Annotated in this window: 14 protein-coding genes; 11 read left to right on the top strand and 3 right to left on the bottom strand. The window is 36.5% G+C overall.

Annotation, left to right across the window (positions count from 1 at the left end; translation table 11 throughout):
• The first annotated feature begins 56 nt into the window (after window positions 1-56).
• From ACFPYN_RS04580 to ACFPYN_RS04565, 4 genes are all read left to right on the top strand, one after another.
• Entirely contained in the window at window positions 57-497 is a 441-nt protein-coding gene (locus ACFPYN_RS04580) for a MarR family winged helix-turn-helix transcriptional regulator (protein WP_377732823.1), read from the top strand.
• A 38-nt stretch (window positions 498-535) separates the two neighbouring features.
• Complete coding sequence (locus tag ACFPYN_RS04575) at window positions 536-1,171, top strand: nitroreductase family protein (RefSeq protein ID WP_377732821.1); 636 nt, start codon at window positions 536-538, stop codon at window positions 1,169-1,171.
• Between the two features lie 45 nt (window positions 1,172-1,216).
• Window positions 1,217-1,513 (top strand): putative quinol monooxygenase, encoded by a 297-nt coding sequence (locus ACFPYN_RS04570; protein ID WP_377732819.1) that lies wholly within the window; start codon window positions 1,217-1,219, stop codon window positions 1,511-1,513.
• A 309-nt stretch (window positions 1,514-1,822) separates the two neighbouring features.
• Entirely contained in the window at window positions 1,823-2,620 is a 798-nt protein-coding gene (locus ACFPYN_RS04565) for a SurA N-terminal domain-containing protein (protein WP_377732817.1), read from the top strand.
• Between the two features lie 433 nt (window positions 2,621-3,053).
• On the opposite strand, the gene ACFPYN_RS04560 is transcribed toward ACFPYN_RS04565, so the two are convergent.
• Together ACFPYN_RS04560 and ACFPYN_RS04555 are read right to left on the bottom strand one after the other, a co-directional pair.
• Window positions 3,054-3,377 carry a general stress protein gene (locus ACFPYN_RS04560; RefSeq protein ID WP_377732815.1) on the bottom strand — a complete coding sequence of 108 codons (324 nt, stop codon included), beginning with the start codon at window positions 3,375-3,377 and terminating at the stop codon, window positions 3,054-3,056.
• A 461-nt stretch (window positions 3,378-3,838) separates the two neighbouring features.
• The gene (locus ACFPYN_RS04555; RefSeq protein WP_377732813.1) at window positions 3,839-5,203 is read right to left on the bottom strand and encodes an FAD-binding oxidoreductase; all 1,365 of its coding nucleotides are present in this window, start codon (window positions 5,201-5,203) and stop codon (window positions 3,839-3,841) included.
• 854 nt (window positions 5,204-6,057) lie between these two features.
• On the opposite strand from ACFPYN_RS04555, the gene ACFPYN_RS04550 reads away from it, so the two are divergent.
• From ACFPYN_RS04550 to ACFPYN_RS04530, 5 genes are all read left to right on the top strand, one after another.
• Complete coding sequence (locus ACFPYN_RS04550) at window positions 6,058-6,537, top strand: hypothetical protein (protein WP_377732811.1); 480 nt, start codon at window positions 6,058-6,060, stop codon at window positions 6,535-6,537.
• A gap of 304 nt (window positions 6,538-6,841) precedes the next feature.
• Window positions 6,842-7,510, top strand: coding sequence for a PAQR family membrane homeostasis protein TrhA (gene trhA / locus ACFPYN_RS04545; RefSeq protein WP_377732809.1), 669 nt, complete (start codon window positions 6,842-6,844; stop codon window positions 7,508-7,510).
• Between the two features lie 45 nt (window positions 7,511-7,555).
• Entirely contained in the window at window positions 7,556-8,650 is a 1,095-nt protein-coding gene (locus ACFPYN_RS04540; RefSeq protein WP_377732807.1) for a threonine aldolase family protein, read from the top strand.
• 78 nt (window positions 8,651-8,728) lie between these two features.
• The gene (locus tag ACFPYN_RS04535; RefSeq protein WP_377732805.1) at window positions 8,729-9,037 is read left to right on the top strand and encodes a GRAM domain-containing protein; all 309 of its coding nucleotides are present in this window, start codon (window positions 8,729-8,731) and stop codon (window positions 9,035-9,037) included.
• Between the two features lie 269 nt (window positions 9,038-9,306).
• Window positions 9,307-10,098, top strand: coding sequence for an ion transporter (locus tag ACFPYN_RS04530; RefSeq protein WP_377732803.1), 792 nt, complete (start codon window positions 9,307-9,309; stop codon window positions 10,096-10,098).
• A 97-nt stretch (window positions 10,099-10,195) separates the two neighbouring features.
• On the opposite strand, the gene ACFPYN_RS04525 is transcribed toward ACFPYN_RS04530, so the two are convergent.
• Window positions 10,196-10,390, bottom strand: a complete 195-nt coding sequence (locus ACFPYN_RS04525; protein WP_377732801.1) for a hypothetical protein — start codon at window positions 10,388-10,390, stop codon at window positions 10,196-10,198.
• Between the two features lie 221 nt (window positions 10,391-10,611).
• Between ACFPYN_RS04525 and ACFPYN_RS04520 the strand changes: the two genes are divergently transcribed.
• Together ACFPYN_RS04520 and ACFPYN_RS04515 are read left to right on the top strand one after the other, a co-directional pair.
• Window positions 10,612-11,550, top strand: a complete 939-nt coding sequence (locus ACFPYN_RS04520; RefSeq protein ID WP_377732799.1) for an NADP-dependent oxidoreductase — start codon at window positions 10,612-10,614, stop codon at window positions 11,548-11,550.
• Between the two features lie 352 nt (window positions 11,551-11,902).
• Window positions 11,903-13,798 carry a PrkA family serine protein kinase gene (locus tag ACFPYN_RS04515; RefSeq protein ID WP_377732797.1) on the top strand — a complete coding sequence of 632 codons (1,896 nt, stop codon included), beginning with the start codon at window positions 11,903-11,905 and terminating at the stop codon, window positions 13,796-13,798.
• The last annotated feature ends 92 nt before the right edge of the window (window positions 13,799-13,890 follow it).

The following is a 13,890-nucleotide window of genomic DNA, read 5'->3' as shown; positions in this document are numbered from 1 at the left end:
TATTAGTTGACGGGTCAATGATTGACCCATCAATTACCTGAGAGAAGGTGAATTTTTTGTCCAACTCATGTTCTGAAGAAGGAAAAATTGTGTATCGACTATACGAGATAAGTAAGCAAACAAGTCCGAAGTTTGAGCGCTGTACGGGAATCAGTCAGTCACGCTTAGATCTTTTGAACAAGCTATTTAAAGTGGATGAAATTAGTCAAACGGATTTACAAAAAGAAGTAAACATAGATCATGCAGCTGTAACTAGACACTTAAAGCAGCTTGAAGAAAAGGGAATGATTACACGACGTAAGAATCCCGCGGATAATCGATTTACGTTTGTTCGACTTACAGCTGAAGGTCGTGAAAGAATAGTTGCTTACCAAGACGAGAAACAGCGATTCATTTCTAAGGTCTTAGCAGGCTTTAATGAAATGGAACGTTCATCGCTTTTGGAAATGCTTACTCGAATTCAAGACAATGTTAAAAATATTGATCCAAACGATTAAGAATAACAAATGACATTAGATATAGAGGAGAATAACAAATGAATCAAACACTAGTAAATGACTTTAATGAAATCGTAACAGGACGCCGCTCTATCCGAAATTATGACCCAACCGTAAAAATCAGTCGACAAGAAATGACTGAAATACTAACAAAAGCAACGCTTGCTCCTTCGTCTGTAAATTTACAACCGTGGCGTTTTGTTGTCATTGACAGTCCAGAAGGTAAAGCTACATTAGCACCTTTAGCAAAATTCAACCAAACTCAAGTATCGACATCTGCAGCAATGATTGCTGTATTTGCTGATATGAATAGTCTTGATTTTGCAGATGAAATTTACGGACTAGCAGTGGATGCAGGGTATATGCCTGCTGAAGTAAGAGATATTCAGTTACCGGCTATTAAAGGGTTAGTCAGCACTTTGACGCCTGAACAAATGAAGGATATGAATTTAATCGATGCTGGTTTAGTCTCCATGCAATTGATGCTAGCTGCACGAGCACATGGATATGACACGAATCCAATCGGTGGCTATGAAAAGGATCAAATTGCAGAAGCTTTTGACATGGATAAAGAGCGTTACTATCCTGTGATGCTTATTTCAATTGGTAAAGCCAAAGATATGGGTTACCAATCAGTCCGTCTTCCTGTAGAGTCCATCACACAATGGAAATAAAGAGAATGTAACTTATTCAAGATTTAATGAAAAGAGGAACATACGATGATTATTATTCACGCTGGTTTTCATTTGCAAGCAGACAAAGAACTTGAATTTTTAGAAGTAATTTACCCATTGATTGCAGCTTCTAGAGCTGAAAACGGCAATGTGGCATATGACTTAATGAGAGATACAGAAAAAGAAAGCGTCTATACGATGGTTGAAGTTTGGGAAGATATGGTGGCTGTAGAAAATCATAATAAGAGCGATCACTTTACTGCATTTGCGAGTAAAGCCCCACAATATTTAGCAGCTAGAATAGAAGTTAAGCTTTATGAAGGTAAAGAAATTAACAGCTAAAATAGTACTTGAGTTCATAATATCTTGATAAAAATCGTCAAAATCCAGCAATTACTACTTGCTGGATTTTTTGATTTAAACCATTTCAACAGTGGATAAAAGGATTTAGGCATAACTGAAGGTTATCTAATTGGAAGCTAGTTCGAAACCGAATTTCTGTAATGAATTCAATTTCCCAACATGACAAACAGATGTCAATTTGATGACTTGGAGGGCTATTGGTTTCACTTTTCGACAATATTCGTTAAGATGCACACTAGGCTTTAATTAAAAAAGAGAAGTTAAGATTTGAAAGGGGTTAACATTGATATGAAATTCAAAAAAATATTACTACCATTAGCAGCAGGAGCATTAACATTAAGTTTGGCAGCTTGTGGTGATGAGGATAAAGCAGCAAAAGAGGAAGCACCAAAACAAGAAACAGCAGCAAAAGATACTAAAGAAGAAAGTGCTAAAGCACCAACTGAAAAAGAAGCTGCAGCAGATGCTAAGAAAATGCAGGCTAAACTAGATGAGCAACAAGTAGATAAGAGTGAAACTGTTGCCGTTGTAAATGAAGAAGAACTTACAGGGGATCAATATAATCAAGCGTTGATGTCAATACAAGGTCAAATGCAACAAATGGGTCAAGATCCAACAAGCAAAGAAGCGGCTGAACAAATAAAAACACAAACGCTTGATTCTCTAGTTAATCAAACATTGGTTCGCCAAAAAGCAGCTGAAGCTAAATTGACTGCTACAGAAGAAGAAGTGAATAAAGAGTATGCAACATATGAAGAACAATTTGGTGGAGAAGAAGGAATGGCTAAAGCTCTTGAAGCACAAAAAATGGATATAGAGACTTTGAAAGAACAAATTGCTGACTCTATTGTCTTTGGTAAATATCAAGACAAAGTAGCTCCTGCGAAAGAAGTTACAGATAAACAAATTCAAGAATATTATGATCAAGCTGTAGCTCAAGCAAAAGAAGCTAAACAAGAAATACCTCCTTTGGAAGAAGCAAAAGTGGAAATCAAAGGAATTCTTGAACAAGAACAACAACAAGAAATTTTCGCTGCTCACGTTGAAAAGCTTAAAGCAGATGCGAAGATTGAATTAAAGATTTAATGAAATAGATTACAAATCATAGAGCACCTTCCATAACGGGAGGTGTTTTATTTCGACTAATTTTCACTATGATGTAGTGAAGGTGATTTAAATCATTTTCTGAAATTGCATAAGGAATGAGCACATTTTACTTCTTTCCCTTCTTAAGATTGCACAGAGAGATGATTATGATGATGACCGTGATGAATAACCATAGCATCGTTCCCCTATGCTTAAAAACAGCAATCTTTGTAAAGATAATTCATAATGACGTTTGTATAAATGTGAAATGGAAACCAGCAGCTTAGATAGCTACGGGATTCCATTTTTATATGTGATGAAATATTTACTCAATTCTTCAAAAGGAGGGTACTATTGTGATTCGAAATCGCATTCATAACGAAAAAGGACATCTCAGGCTTTTGCCGCGAGATGTCCTTTTCGATTTCATTTATTATTTTTTGTGTGCGATAAGAACAAGTTTCCCTTTATCGAGTTCTTTTTCATACTGTTCCGCTTCTTGAACGGTTAAACCGACCGAAGCCATTTTAGTGCGCAATTCGTCACCACGAGAACTTGTAATATTTTTCATGCTGACGAGAAAGCCTTGCTCTTTCATACCGACATTTTCCGTATCCAAAGCATCTGTTATATGTTTCGAGCGATCTTTGTCGTGTGCAAATATATAAATATCATCATGTGTAAATCCTTGTGCCTCTAATTTTTCAATTTCTGTTTTCGCTTGTACTGCATTTTCTACTGTTAGTTTTACTGTCAAAGTAATCCCTCCATTAATTGTTTCTTATTACTCTACATACCACTTATGTTGGGCATTTAAACAAGAAATATGCGTAAGAATAATACCAAGGTTTTGAAAAGACGAAATTTCCTGGCTTTTCGGGGAGTAATCAATTAAACAAAACGTGAGGGGATTAGTGTCATGAAAGAATTTAAAACAACGTACTTCTTCGATGAAGAGCTGATTCAAAACGAGAGAGACCAATATGTTTCTTTTCGGAATAGCAGAAGAATTTATCACGAGCTAAATACACGAAATGTTCGGGTGACCCAACTATCCGAATACTTCAGAATCGACAAAAGTAAAAATGTTTCGAAAAATAATAAATGTCGAAAGATTAAACTGACAATAGCATAAGGAAAAAATCCAACATGTAAGATGATGTTGGATTTTTAACAATAAAAAATATATTAATTATTAAATGTTTTAGAGGGTTTTACTTATAAAAAAATTTTACCTGGGTTTAGTAAATTTTCTGGATCGAACAATTGCTTCATGCTTTTCATAACTTCAAGTGCCGCACCGTGTTCAGCAAATTGATATTTCCTTTTTCCTATTCCGACTCCATGTTCTCCAGTACATGTACCCCCTAGTTCAATGGCTCTTTCAGCGAGTCTCCCATTAATCTGTTCAGCTTTAGCGAGTTCATCTGTACTAGAAGTATCATACATAATGATGGTATGGAAATTACCGTCACCAACATGCCCAAATATGCCGCCCGTTAAGCCGCTTTCGGCTATAAGTTCCCTTGCATAATCAACTAGATGAGGAAGTTTAGAAATAGGTGCACAAACGTCTCCTCCAGTTGACGTCATTCCTTTGATATGACGAAATGCGTAAGACATTTCATGGCGGGCTTTCCATAACCGTGCACGTTCTCCGGAGTCGGATGCAATTGCCCAGTTTTCACAGCCCATATCCTTTAATAGACCTTCGGCAAGTAGACTTTCTTCCTCTACTGCTTTCTGCATTCCAGCAAATTCAAAGAACAGAGAGTGTTTTTCTGGTAAACCGTAACTTCCATATGCATTCACAAAACTAATGCTTAAAGCATCAACAAATTCCATGCGCAAAATAGGGATACCACTCAATAAAATCGCATGAGCAGCTTCAGTGCAAGCCCGAGGAGTGTCAAAAGTGCATGTGGCCGCAATGGTATGCTCCGGAATACCATGTAGTTTAAGTGTGATTTCCGTTATCAGCCCAAGCGTGCCTTCAGACCCAGCAAATAAGCCAGTTAAATGTAGGCCAGAAGAAGATTTTTTTGCCTTTGTACCTGTATGTATAACAGTTCCATTTGCTAATACGACTTCGAGATCAAGCAACTGATCCCGCATAGAGCCATATCGAACTGCAGTAGTACCGCTAGCGTTTGTTGCAACCATGCCGCCAATTGATGCGTCCGCACCCGGATCGATGGGGAAATATAGCCCATGCTTATTAATGATACTATTCAATCCCATTCTAGTAATACCTGGTTGAACCGTAACAAGCATATCTTCTGGTGAAAATTTAATCACTTGATTCATTCGCTCGAAATTAACAGAAATCCCCTTTTTTACTGGAATCACTTGACCTTCAAGGCCAGACCCAGTACCAAATGGAGTTATGGGAATTTGAAATTGACGAGAAATCCCCACAATATTTACAACGTCATCAGCACTCTCAGGGAAAAAGACAAGATCAGGTTCTACACTGGGATGATGTGATTCATCATGGCTATGGCGATATAATTCATTTTCGCTGGACGTTATTTGATCGGAATTGAATGATTGTTTACAGATTTTAATAAATTCTCTCTCCACTTTGTCTACCTCCAAAATAAAAAATCTAAATTTTTTGTTTATAACGACAGTAGCATACAATCTGTTATTTATATACGTTGGTTTTATAAAATGCCAGGAAGATGTAGTTCAACTTGGCGTTTTTTAAAAGACAAAGTATATAATTTTAGTTCCATAAATCCAGTATTTCAGGCGTTTTGGACAAAAAGATTGATTCATTAATATTGTTGATTTCCGTTTTAGGCGGACGCTTTCCGCGGGGCGGGCGGTGAGCCTCCTCGGTCGCTTCGCGATCTGCGGGGTCTCACCTGTCCCGCTGATCCCACTGGAAAGATATTGGACGAACTGTCATTCGTCCAATATCTTTGCGACGAGTAACCGCAGGAGCATATGCTTTTCCCGCCGCCTTCCACTACAATCCATGAAGTGAGTAGTAACCATCAAAAAAATCTATCAATTGCTTATTGCGAAGACACGAATAAATCATTCTAAGATAAGCTAGAGATAGAACCAACCTATAATCGTAGTTGCCATCTATATTAGTTGATTGAAGCGCAGGTGCATGAGCTGAAGACCCCGCAGGAAAGATACTAGCCAAAGCCAGTATCTTTGCGACGAGTAACCGCAGGAGCATATGTTTTTGCAGTGACGAGGAGACTGAAGCCATGCCCGCGAAAAGCGTCCACCGTAGCGGAAATCAACAGGCTACTAAGGTTACTCTTCTTAAAAGGACCGGGCGCACTTTGCACGGTTTTTCTTGTGGTTAATTTTAAAAAATGTTCAGCATGTCCATTGATTATTAGGGGAAATCTCATGCCGACAGTTCCACATTGATTACCTGAAGAATAATATGAAATTGTAGAAGGGGGATGTTGATGAAATATAAGGTATTAGTCGTGTTTTTGTTATTGATGTCTACGTTAGTGGGTTGTGGAAGTAACCCTGTACAGGATGATTTGATTACGTATATTAATGACAGCTTGCCGGCACTTGCTGAGCAAGAACTTGAGGCAATCGAATTGTACGAAAGTGTTTCAGGACCCAACTATATTGATGACGAAACGATGTATTACACAATATTTGATGAAGTAATACCGAAATATGGAGATTTTATCGATGATTTAGAGAAGATTGAAGTAAAAACCGATGAATTAAATGAAATACATGAACTTTATATTGAAGCGGCAAACCTCCAAAACAGCGCTTTTCTAACAATAATTACTGCACTAGAAGAGCAAGATTCAGAGAAAATCAACGAAGCTAATGGCAAACTAACGGATGCTAGGAAAATGATTAGAGATTATCAAAAGAAACTTTCTACCTTAGCTGAAGAGAATGATGTGGAAATAGAATAAAATGCATCATTGTGTAAAGTGAAGACATACTACTACACACCTCCTTAAGTGACGGACTAAGCGGATGTTAAATGTAAATATGATAATAGCACCTTCCATAGAGGGAGGTGCTTTTTGAATGGGTTCATAAACAATAGTCTACTCGTATTTAAACCCATAACTCATGTTTAACAACAAAAGGACTTCGGTACTGGGGGTTTCAGGATATAGCACGATGGCCACTGTGATAAAATAATATACGTATAGAAATTCATAACAAAGAACCGAATAATGAGCGTTTAACTAGTATATACATTCATCAATTATGAATGTAATGGAGGTAGTAACCATTAAAAAAATAGATAAAGATTTTTCAAGAGGAGAAGAACTTGCCAACTCCATCACCCATGGACTTGGCGTCATATTAAGCATAGCAGCATTAGTCCTTCTCATTGTTTTCGCCTCTATGAAAGGCGATGGTTGGGATATTGTCATATTCATTATTTATGGTGTTACCATGACGTTCTTGTATATGTCATCAACACTTCTACATAGTTTTCCAAATGGCAGAGCAAAAGATTTCTTTGAATTTTTAGATCACTCAGCCATCTATTTTTATATTGCTGGGAGCTATACGCCTATTTTGTTGTTAGTCATTCAAGGTGCTTTAGGTTGGGTTTTGTTTGGAATCATATGGTTTTTAGCTATAGCTGGCACAGTGTTTAAAGCCTTTTTTGTAAAAAGATTTATTGTCCTATCGACCGTACTATATGTAGTAATGGGTTGGATTATTATATTTGCATGGAATCCACTAATTGAAAATCTATCAAAAGAAGCGCTGATTTTATTGGTATGTAGTGGACTATTATATACATTAGGATCAGTATTCTATGTGTGGAGAGGTTTTAAATATCATCACGCAGTATGGCATTTGTTTGTAGTCGCAGGAAGTGTTGCTTTCTTTTTCTTTGTGTTATTTTATTTAGTCTTTTGAATACTATTGTTGTAACCTAATTGAAAGATGGAGGTCATAATTCAGATGAATAAAAAGGATCCTTTATTAGAAGCGTTTATACAAACGAAGTATCAGGTGGCAGGTCATGGGAAAAGACAAATTCAATTACTAAAAGACGCATTTCAAGAAGTAGATGGAGAACTCGGAAGTGATATATACGGTAGAGGGAAAGTTATCGAAGATTTCCAAGACAAAATGGCTGCGTATTTAGGAAAAGAGTCGGCCGTATTTTTCCCAAGTGGAACAATGGCTCAACAAATCGCGTTACGCATCTGGTGTGATAAAAAGGGTATTAAAAAAGTTGCGTATCATCCATTATGTCATTTAGAGATTCATGAAGAAGATGGGCTAAAGGAATTACATCACATTGAGCCAGTGTTGCTAGCCGATGAGAGTCGCGTTATTGAATTGCAAGACGTGATAAGTATGGAAGAAGAAATTGCTTGCTTACTGCTCGAATTGCCTCAACGTGAAATTGGTGGTCAATTACCTGAATACGAAACACTTGAACAGATTTCAAGTTATTGTCGTGAAAAGGGCATTAAGCTGCATTTAGATGGTGCTCGTCTACTCGAAATTGTACCCTATTACCAAAAAACAGCAGCTGAAATTTGCAGCCTATTTGATAGCGTTTACGTGTCGGTTTACAAAGGAATTGGTGGAATCGCAGGAGCAATTCTTGCAGGTGATCGTGATTTTACCGAGCAATCGAAAGTTTGGAAAAGACGCCACGGTGGTGACTTAATCAGCCTGTATCCTTACATAATCAGTGCGAATTACTATTTTGATCAGCACTCACATAAAATGGGACAGTATTACGAAAATGCGAAAGAACTTGCTGAGCTTTTCAACTCATGCGAAGGCGTATCGACTAAGCCACTTCAGCCAGTGTCGAATATGTTCCACGTTCATTTCCATGCATCTAGAGAGAAAATTGAACCCATATTAATTGAAATATATGAGGAGACATCTATTGGATTAACTAGTTATTTAAGAGAATCAAGTGATGTGGACTGTTCCTACGAAGTAAGTATTGGCGATCAGTATGCGGCTCTGCCAATAGAAAAAGTGAAAAGAGTATTTAAACTGCTTGATGAGAAAATGGGGAATCAGTTGTAAGTTTCCTTTTTAGTGAAAAATATGAGATAATTTAACAATTAACAATTAACAATAAACAGATGAATGGAGGAAACACGTATGACTATACATGAGACCAACCAAGAACAGTTTAATGTTGCTGCAAACTTATTTAGAGGACTGGAATCAGTAGGTGGGAAAATGAAAATTACTGATACAGAAATTATCTTTACTCCTCATAAAATCAATGTACAAAGCAATCCATTAACGATCAATATTAGCGATATTAAGGAAGTAGACAAACGAAATACATTCTTTATCGTACCTAATGGAATATCGGTTGTAGTGAAAAGTGGAGAAGAGTACAAATTTGTTGTTAATAATCGTCAGAAAATCATTACTCACTTGAATGAACAACTAGTCGTATAAAAATTAGCAGAAGAGGTTTTTAGCCTAAATGTAAACAACTATATGTCAAAAGGACACCCCAATAATCCACAGATTATTGGGGTGTCCTTTTGACATATATAGAATAAATTTATGAAGGACATTGATTCAATGTTACTTTAAAGAATAATTCAAGTTGTTAAAATTTAATAGGCAAGTTCAATCTCATGGTAGAATACACTAACAATCAATAATCTATATTAAATGATATGAATAATTTTAATGAACAATAAGGAGTCGACTATTTTATCATGGAGCAGATCAAACGCCTTATTGAGGGTGCCAAGTTTAATCACTTTATTACAGTGTTAATTTTAGTCAATGCATTATTAGTGGGACTAGAAACATATCCAAGCATTGAAAATCAATACGGGTCATGGCTCGTGACTCTCGATATTATTATTTTAAGCTTATTTTCAGTTGAATTATTATTAAAACTTATGGTATACAGAACGAGCTTTTTTAAAAATGGATGGAATAATTTCGATTTTATCATAGTTGTGGGAAGTTTGATTTTATACGGATCATCATTTATTAGTGTTCTTCGGATCTTTAGAGTTCTAAGAGTTTTACGAACGATAACGACAGTTCCTTCACTACGCAGAATTGTAACTGCTCTCTTTATGGCGATACCTACCATTACTAGTGTAATGGTACTGATGTCAATTATTTTTTATGTGTACGCTGTAATCGGGACATTCTTTTATGCGGAAGTTGAGCCAGAATACTTTGGCGATTTGGGTTTGTCATTCATTACATTGTTCCAAGTGTTCACATTGGAATCTTGGGCGAGTGGGATTTTTCGTCCCATTTTTGAGGTAGTACCATGGTCATGGCTCTATTTTGTATCCTTTATTGTAATCGCAACGTTTATCATGATTAACTTGATTGTCGGAGAAATTGTCAATAATGCGCAAAAGATTACTGATGAAATTGAGTCGGAAACGAATGAAATTAAAGAAGATACTAGTGAGATCCAACAACTTAAAACAGAAGTTGGAGAACTAAAAAGTATGCTTCAAACTTTAATTGATCGAAAATAAGATATGCTAATTTTTTTCTAAAACCAATTGTTATTCGAAAAAGCACTCCCAATCATCTGTAAAGATGACTGAGAGTGTTTTTTACGTATTATCAATTTTATAAATACGTCTTTTCTGTTTCACTCTTTTTGCGCTGATTCGGAGTCATGGGTTCATGCTTAGGTTTTAAATTACCCATTTCAGCTAATTCTAGAGAGATCTCTTCTCTCCCTAGATTAGACTGTGGCTTTTGTGACGTTTGTTGCATAGAACCTGAGTTTTTAAAAGCACCATTTAGTTTATCTTTGTCCATGAAAAAACTCCTCTCAACTTTTTCGTACCTTCTTAACATGCTTCAAAATGAAGCAATAATGTACAAGAAATTATGAAAAAAAATTAATTTTTTTTTTGGTTTCACTGTGAAACTTGTGCAGGTATACAAAGAAATTTTTTGCCAATCATATAAAATGACTTGATTCTTTATGTTTGTTAGACTTACTCTTTATTCGAAATACAAAAAATGGAGGTTTTTAAATGAAAGCAATTGTTATTGATCAATACGGTGAAAAAGAAGTACTACAAGAAAGAGAAATCGCGCTACCGATTATTCAAGATGACCAAGTCCTTCTTGAAATTCATGCAACATCGATTAATCCAATCGATTGGAAATTACGTGCTGGTTATTTAAAAGAGATGCTTCCTTTTGAGTTTCCAATTATTCTTGGTTGGGATGCTGCGGGAATTATTGCTGAAAAAGGAAAGAACGTTTCAAATTTTGAAGTCGGCGACAGAGTATTCAGTAGACCGGCGACGACAAGACAAGGAACGTATGCTGAATATGTTGCGGTAGAAGAAAACTTACTTGCTCATATGCCATCTGCCATGAGCTTTGAAGACGCGGCAGCTATTCCACTAGCCGGACTAACTGCTTGGCAGTGTTTAGTGGATTTTAGTGGAATTAAAAAAGATGATAAAGTCTTGATTCATGCAGGAGCAGGTGGCGTTGGAACCTTTGCTATACAAATTGCCAAGTCATTCGGTGCTTACGTGGCAACGACGGCTAGTGAGAAAAATATGGAATTTCTTAAGTCATTGGGTGCAGATATGGTCATTAATTATAAAGAAGAAGAATTCAGTGAAATTCTTACTGACTTTGATATTGTTTTAGATTCAATGGGTGGAGATATTCAATCAAATAGTTACAAGGTGTTAAAACCAAACGGCAAATTAGTTTCGATTGCTCAACCACCTTCAGAAGAAGAGGCACAAAGACACCAAGTGGATGCTGGATTTGTTTGGCTAGAACCAAAAGGTGAACAATTGCAGCACTTAGCTCATATGTATGAAACTGGAGAACTTAAAGTTGTGATTGGTAAATCATTTGACTTTAATGAAAAAAGTCTTAAAGAAGCACATGCATTAAGCGAGACACATCATGCTCGTGGAAAAATTGTTATTCAAATAAAAAAATAAAAAATATGTATTGATCTTAATGAATATTTGAAGTGGTATGACTTTGAATTTATTAAGAATTTCATTTAAATTTAAGGGTAGTACCACCCCGTAACGAAAATCGACAGATTCTGTATTATAAAATGTTTGTGTTTTCATTCGGTTTTATGAATGATGAATTGACTCAAATCAGTATTAAAAAAGGAAGCCAGCAACTAACTCGTTGCTAGTTTCCTTTTTTACGTATGTACATAATACCTAAATCTAATGGAAAAATTTATATTTAACTACCTGTAATATCTCTAAGTATCGGTATCATAAGTTGTCTATTTTCATACTATGAAGAAACCAAACCCTGACTGGAGGGAATAGATTGGATATTTTAAGTAAGGTGAAGAGCTACCGTGAAGAAGAAAACAACCTTAAGTGGGAAGGCACGTTTGCTGATTACTTAGCCATTGTGAAGGAAAGACCAGTTGTTGCCCAGATGGCTCATTCTCGCGTATATAATATGATCAATAGCTCTGGTTTAACAGAAAGAGACGGGCAAAAATTGTATCATTTCTTCGGGGAAGAAATATTTGGACTCGAAACATCAATCGAAAGACTTGTCGAAGAATATTTTCATCCTGCAGCCAAAAGATTGGATGTTCGGAAACGCATTCTCTTATTAATGGGACCTGTAAGTGGAGGTAAATCGTCCATTGTGACATTGCTGAAAAGAGGACTTGAAAGATACTCTAAGACAGATGACGGAGCGGTATACGCTATAAAGGGCTGTCCGATGCATGAAGATCCTCTACACTTAATTCCTCAGCATTTACGGGATGAATTTACTAAAGAATTTGGAATTCGTATTGAGGGTAGTTTATCTCCATTGAATACGATGAGGCTTGATAAGGAATATGAAGGATGTATTGAAGATGTGCTGGTGGAACGTATTTTATTCTCTGAGGATAAACGCGTTGGGATTGGAACTTTTACGCCGTCTGATCCGAAATCACAGGATATCGCTGATTTAACAGGAAGCATCGATTTTTCTACGATAGCTGAGTTTGGATCAGAATCAGATCCACGAGCATATCGCTTTGATGGTGAATTGAATAAAGCAAACCGTGGCATCATGGAATTTCAAGAAATTTTGAAACTAGATGAGAAGTTTCTTTGGCATTTATTATCGTTGACACAAGAGGGGAATTTTAAAGCTGGCAGGTTTGCTTTAATTAGTGCAGACGAGATGATTGTAGCTCATACCAATGAAACAGAGTATCGTTCATTCATTTCCAATAAAAAGAATGAGGCACTTCACTCTAGAATTATCGTTATGCCCATTCCTTATAATCTGAAAGTGAGTCAGGAAGAACGTATTTATGAAAAAATGATTCGTGATAGTGACATGACGCATGTTCATATTGCCCCACATGCACTTAGAGCTGCTGCGATTTTTTCAATCTTAACAAGACTTGAAGTCCCTAAAAAACAAGGGATTGATATTGTGAAGAAAATGCGTCTGTACGATGGTGAAGCCGTAGAGGGGTTTAACCAAATTGACGTTGAGGAATTAAATAAAGAGTTTCCGAACGAAGGCATGAACGGAATAGATCCGCGTTATGTCATCAACCGGATTTCGTCGGCCATGATTCGGAAAGATGTTCCATCGATTAATGCACTCGATGTTTTACGCGCACTGAAGGATGGACTTGATCAACACGCGTCCATTTCTCAAGAAGATCGCGACAAATATTTAAATTATATTGCCATTGCGAGAAAAGAATATGATGAAATTGCTAAAAAAGAAATTCAAAAAGCCTTCGTTTATTCGTATGAAGAGTCTGCCATCACATTAATGGATAACTATCTTGATAATGTAGAAGCGTTCTGCAATAAAAACAAACTCAGAGACCCACTAACTGGAGAAGAACTGAATCCAGACGAAAAATTAATGCGTTCTATCGAAGAACAAATTGGTATTTCTGAAAATGCGAAAAAAGCATTTAGAGAAGAAATCCTCATTCGCCTGTCTGCTTATGCGAGAAAAGGAAAACGTTTTGAATACAATTCCCATGAACGGTTACGTGAAGCGATTCAAAAGAAACTGTTTGCGGATTTAAAAGATGTTGTCAAAATTACCACTTCATCCAAAACGCCGGATGAATCACATCTTAAAAAGGTTAACGAAGTAGTGGCAAGACTGATTGATGAACATGGCTATAATTCTATTTCAGCCAATGAATTATTACGCTACGTGGGTAGCCTGCTTAATCGATAAATTCTTGAGACAAGACTAATTGTCATTAGTCTTGTTTTTTTATTTATTAGGTGATGGCAATAACTTGTTTGCCATAGCATAGTATAAGGAAA

Origin of the sequence: Paenisporosarcina macmurdoensis (genome assembly GCF_042658845.1) — a bacterium.
Lineage (GTDB): Bacteria > Bacillota > Bacilli > Bacillales_A > Planococcaceae > Paenisporosarcina > Paenisporosarcina macmurdoensis.
Note: the sequence above shows the minus strand (reverse complement) of the source record. Positions and strands in the feature narration are given on the sequence as shown.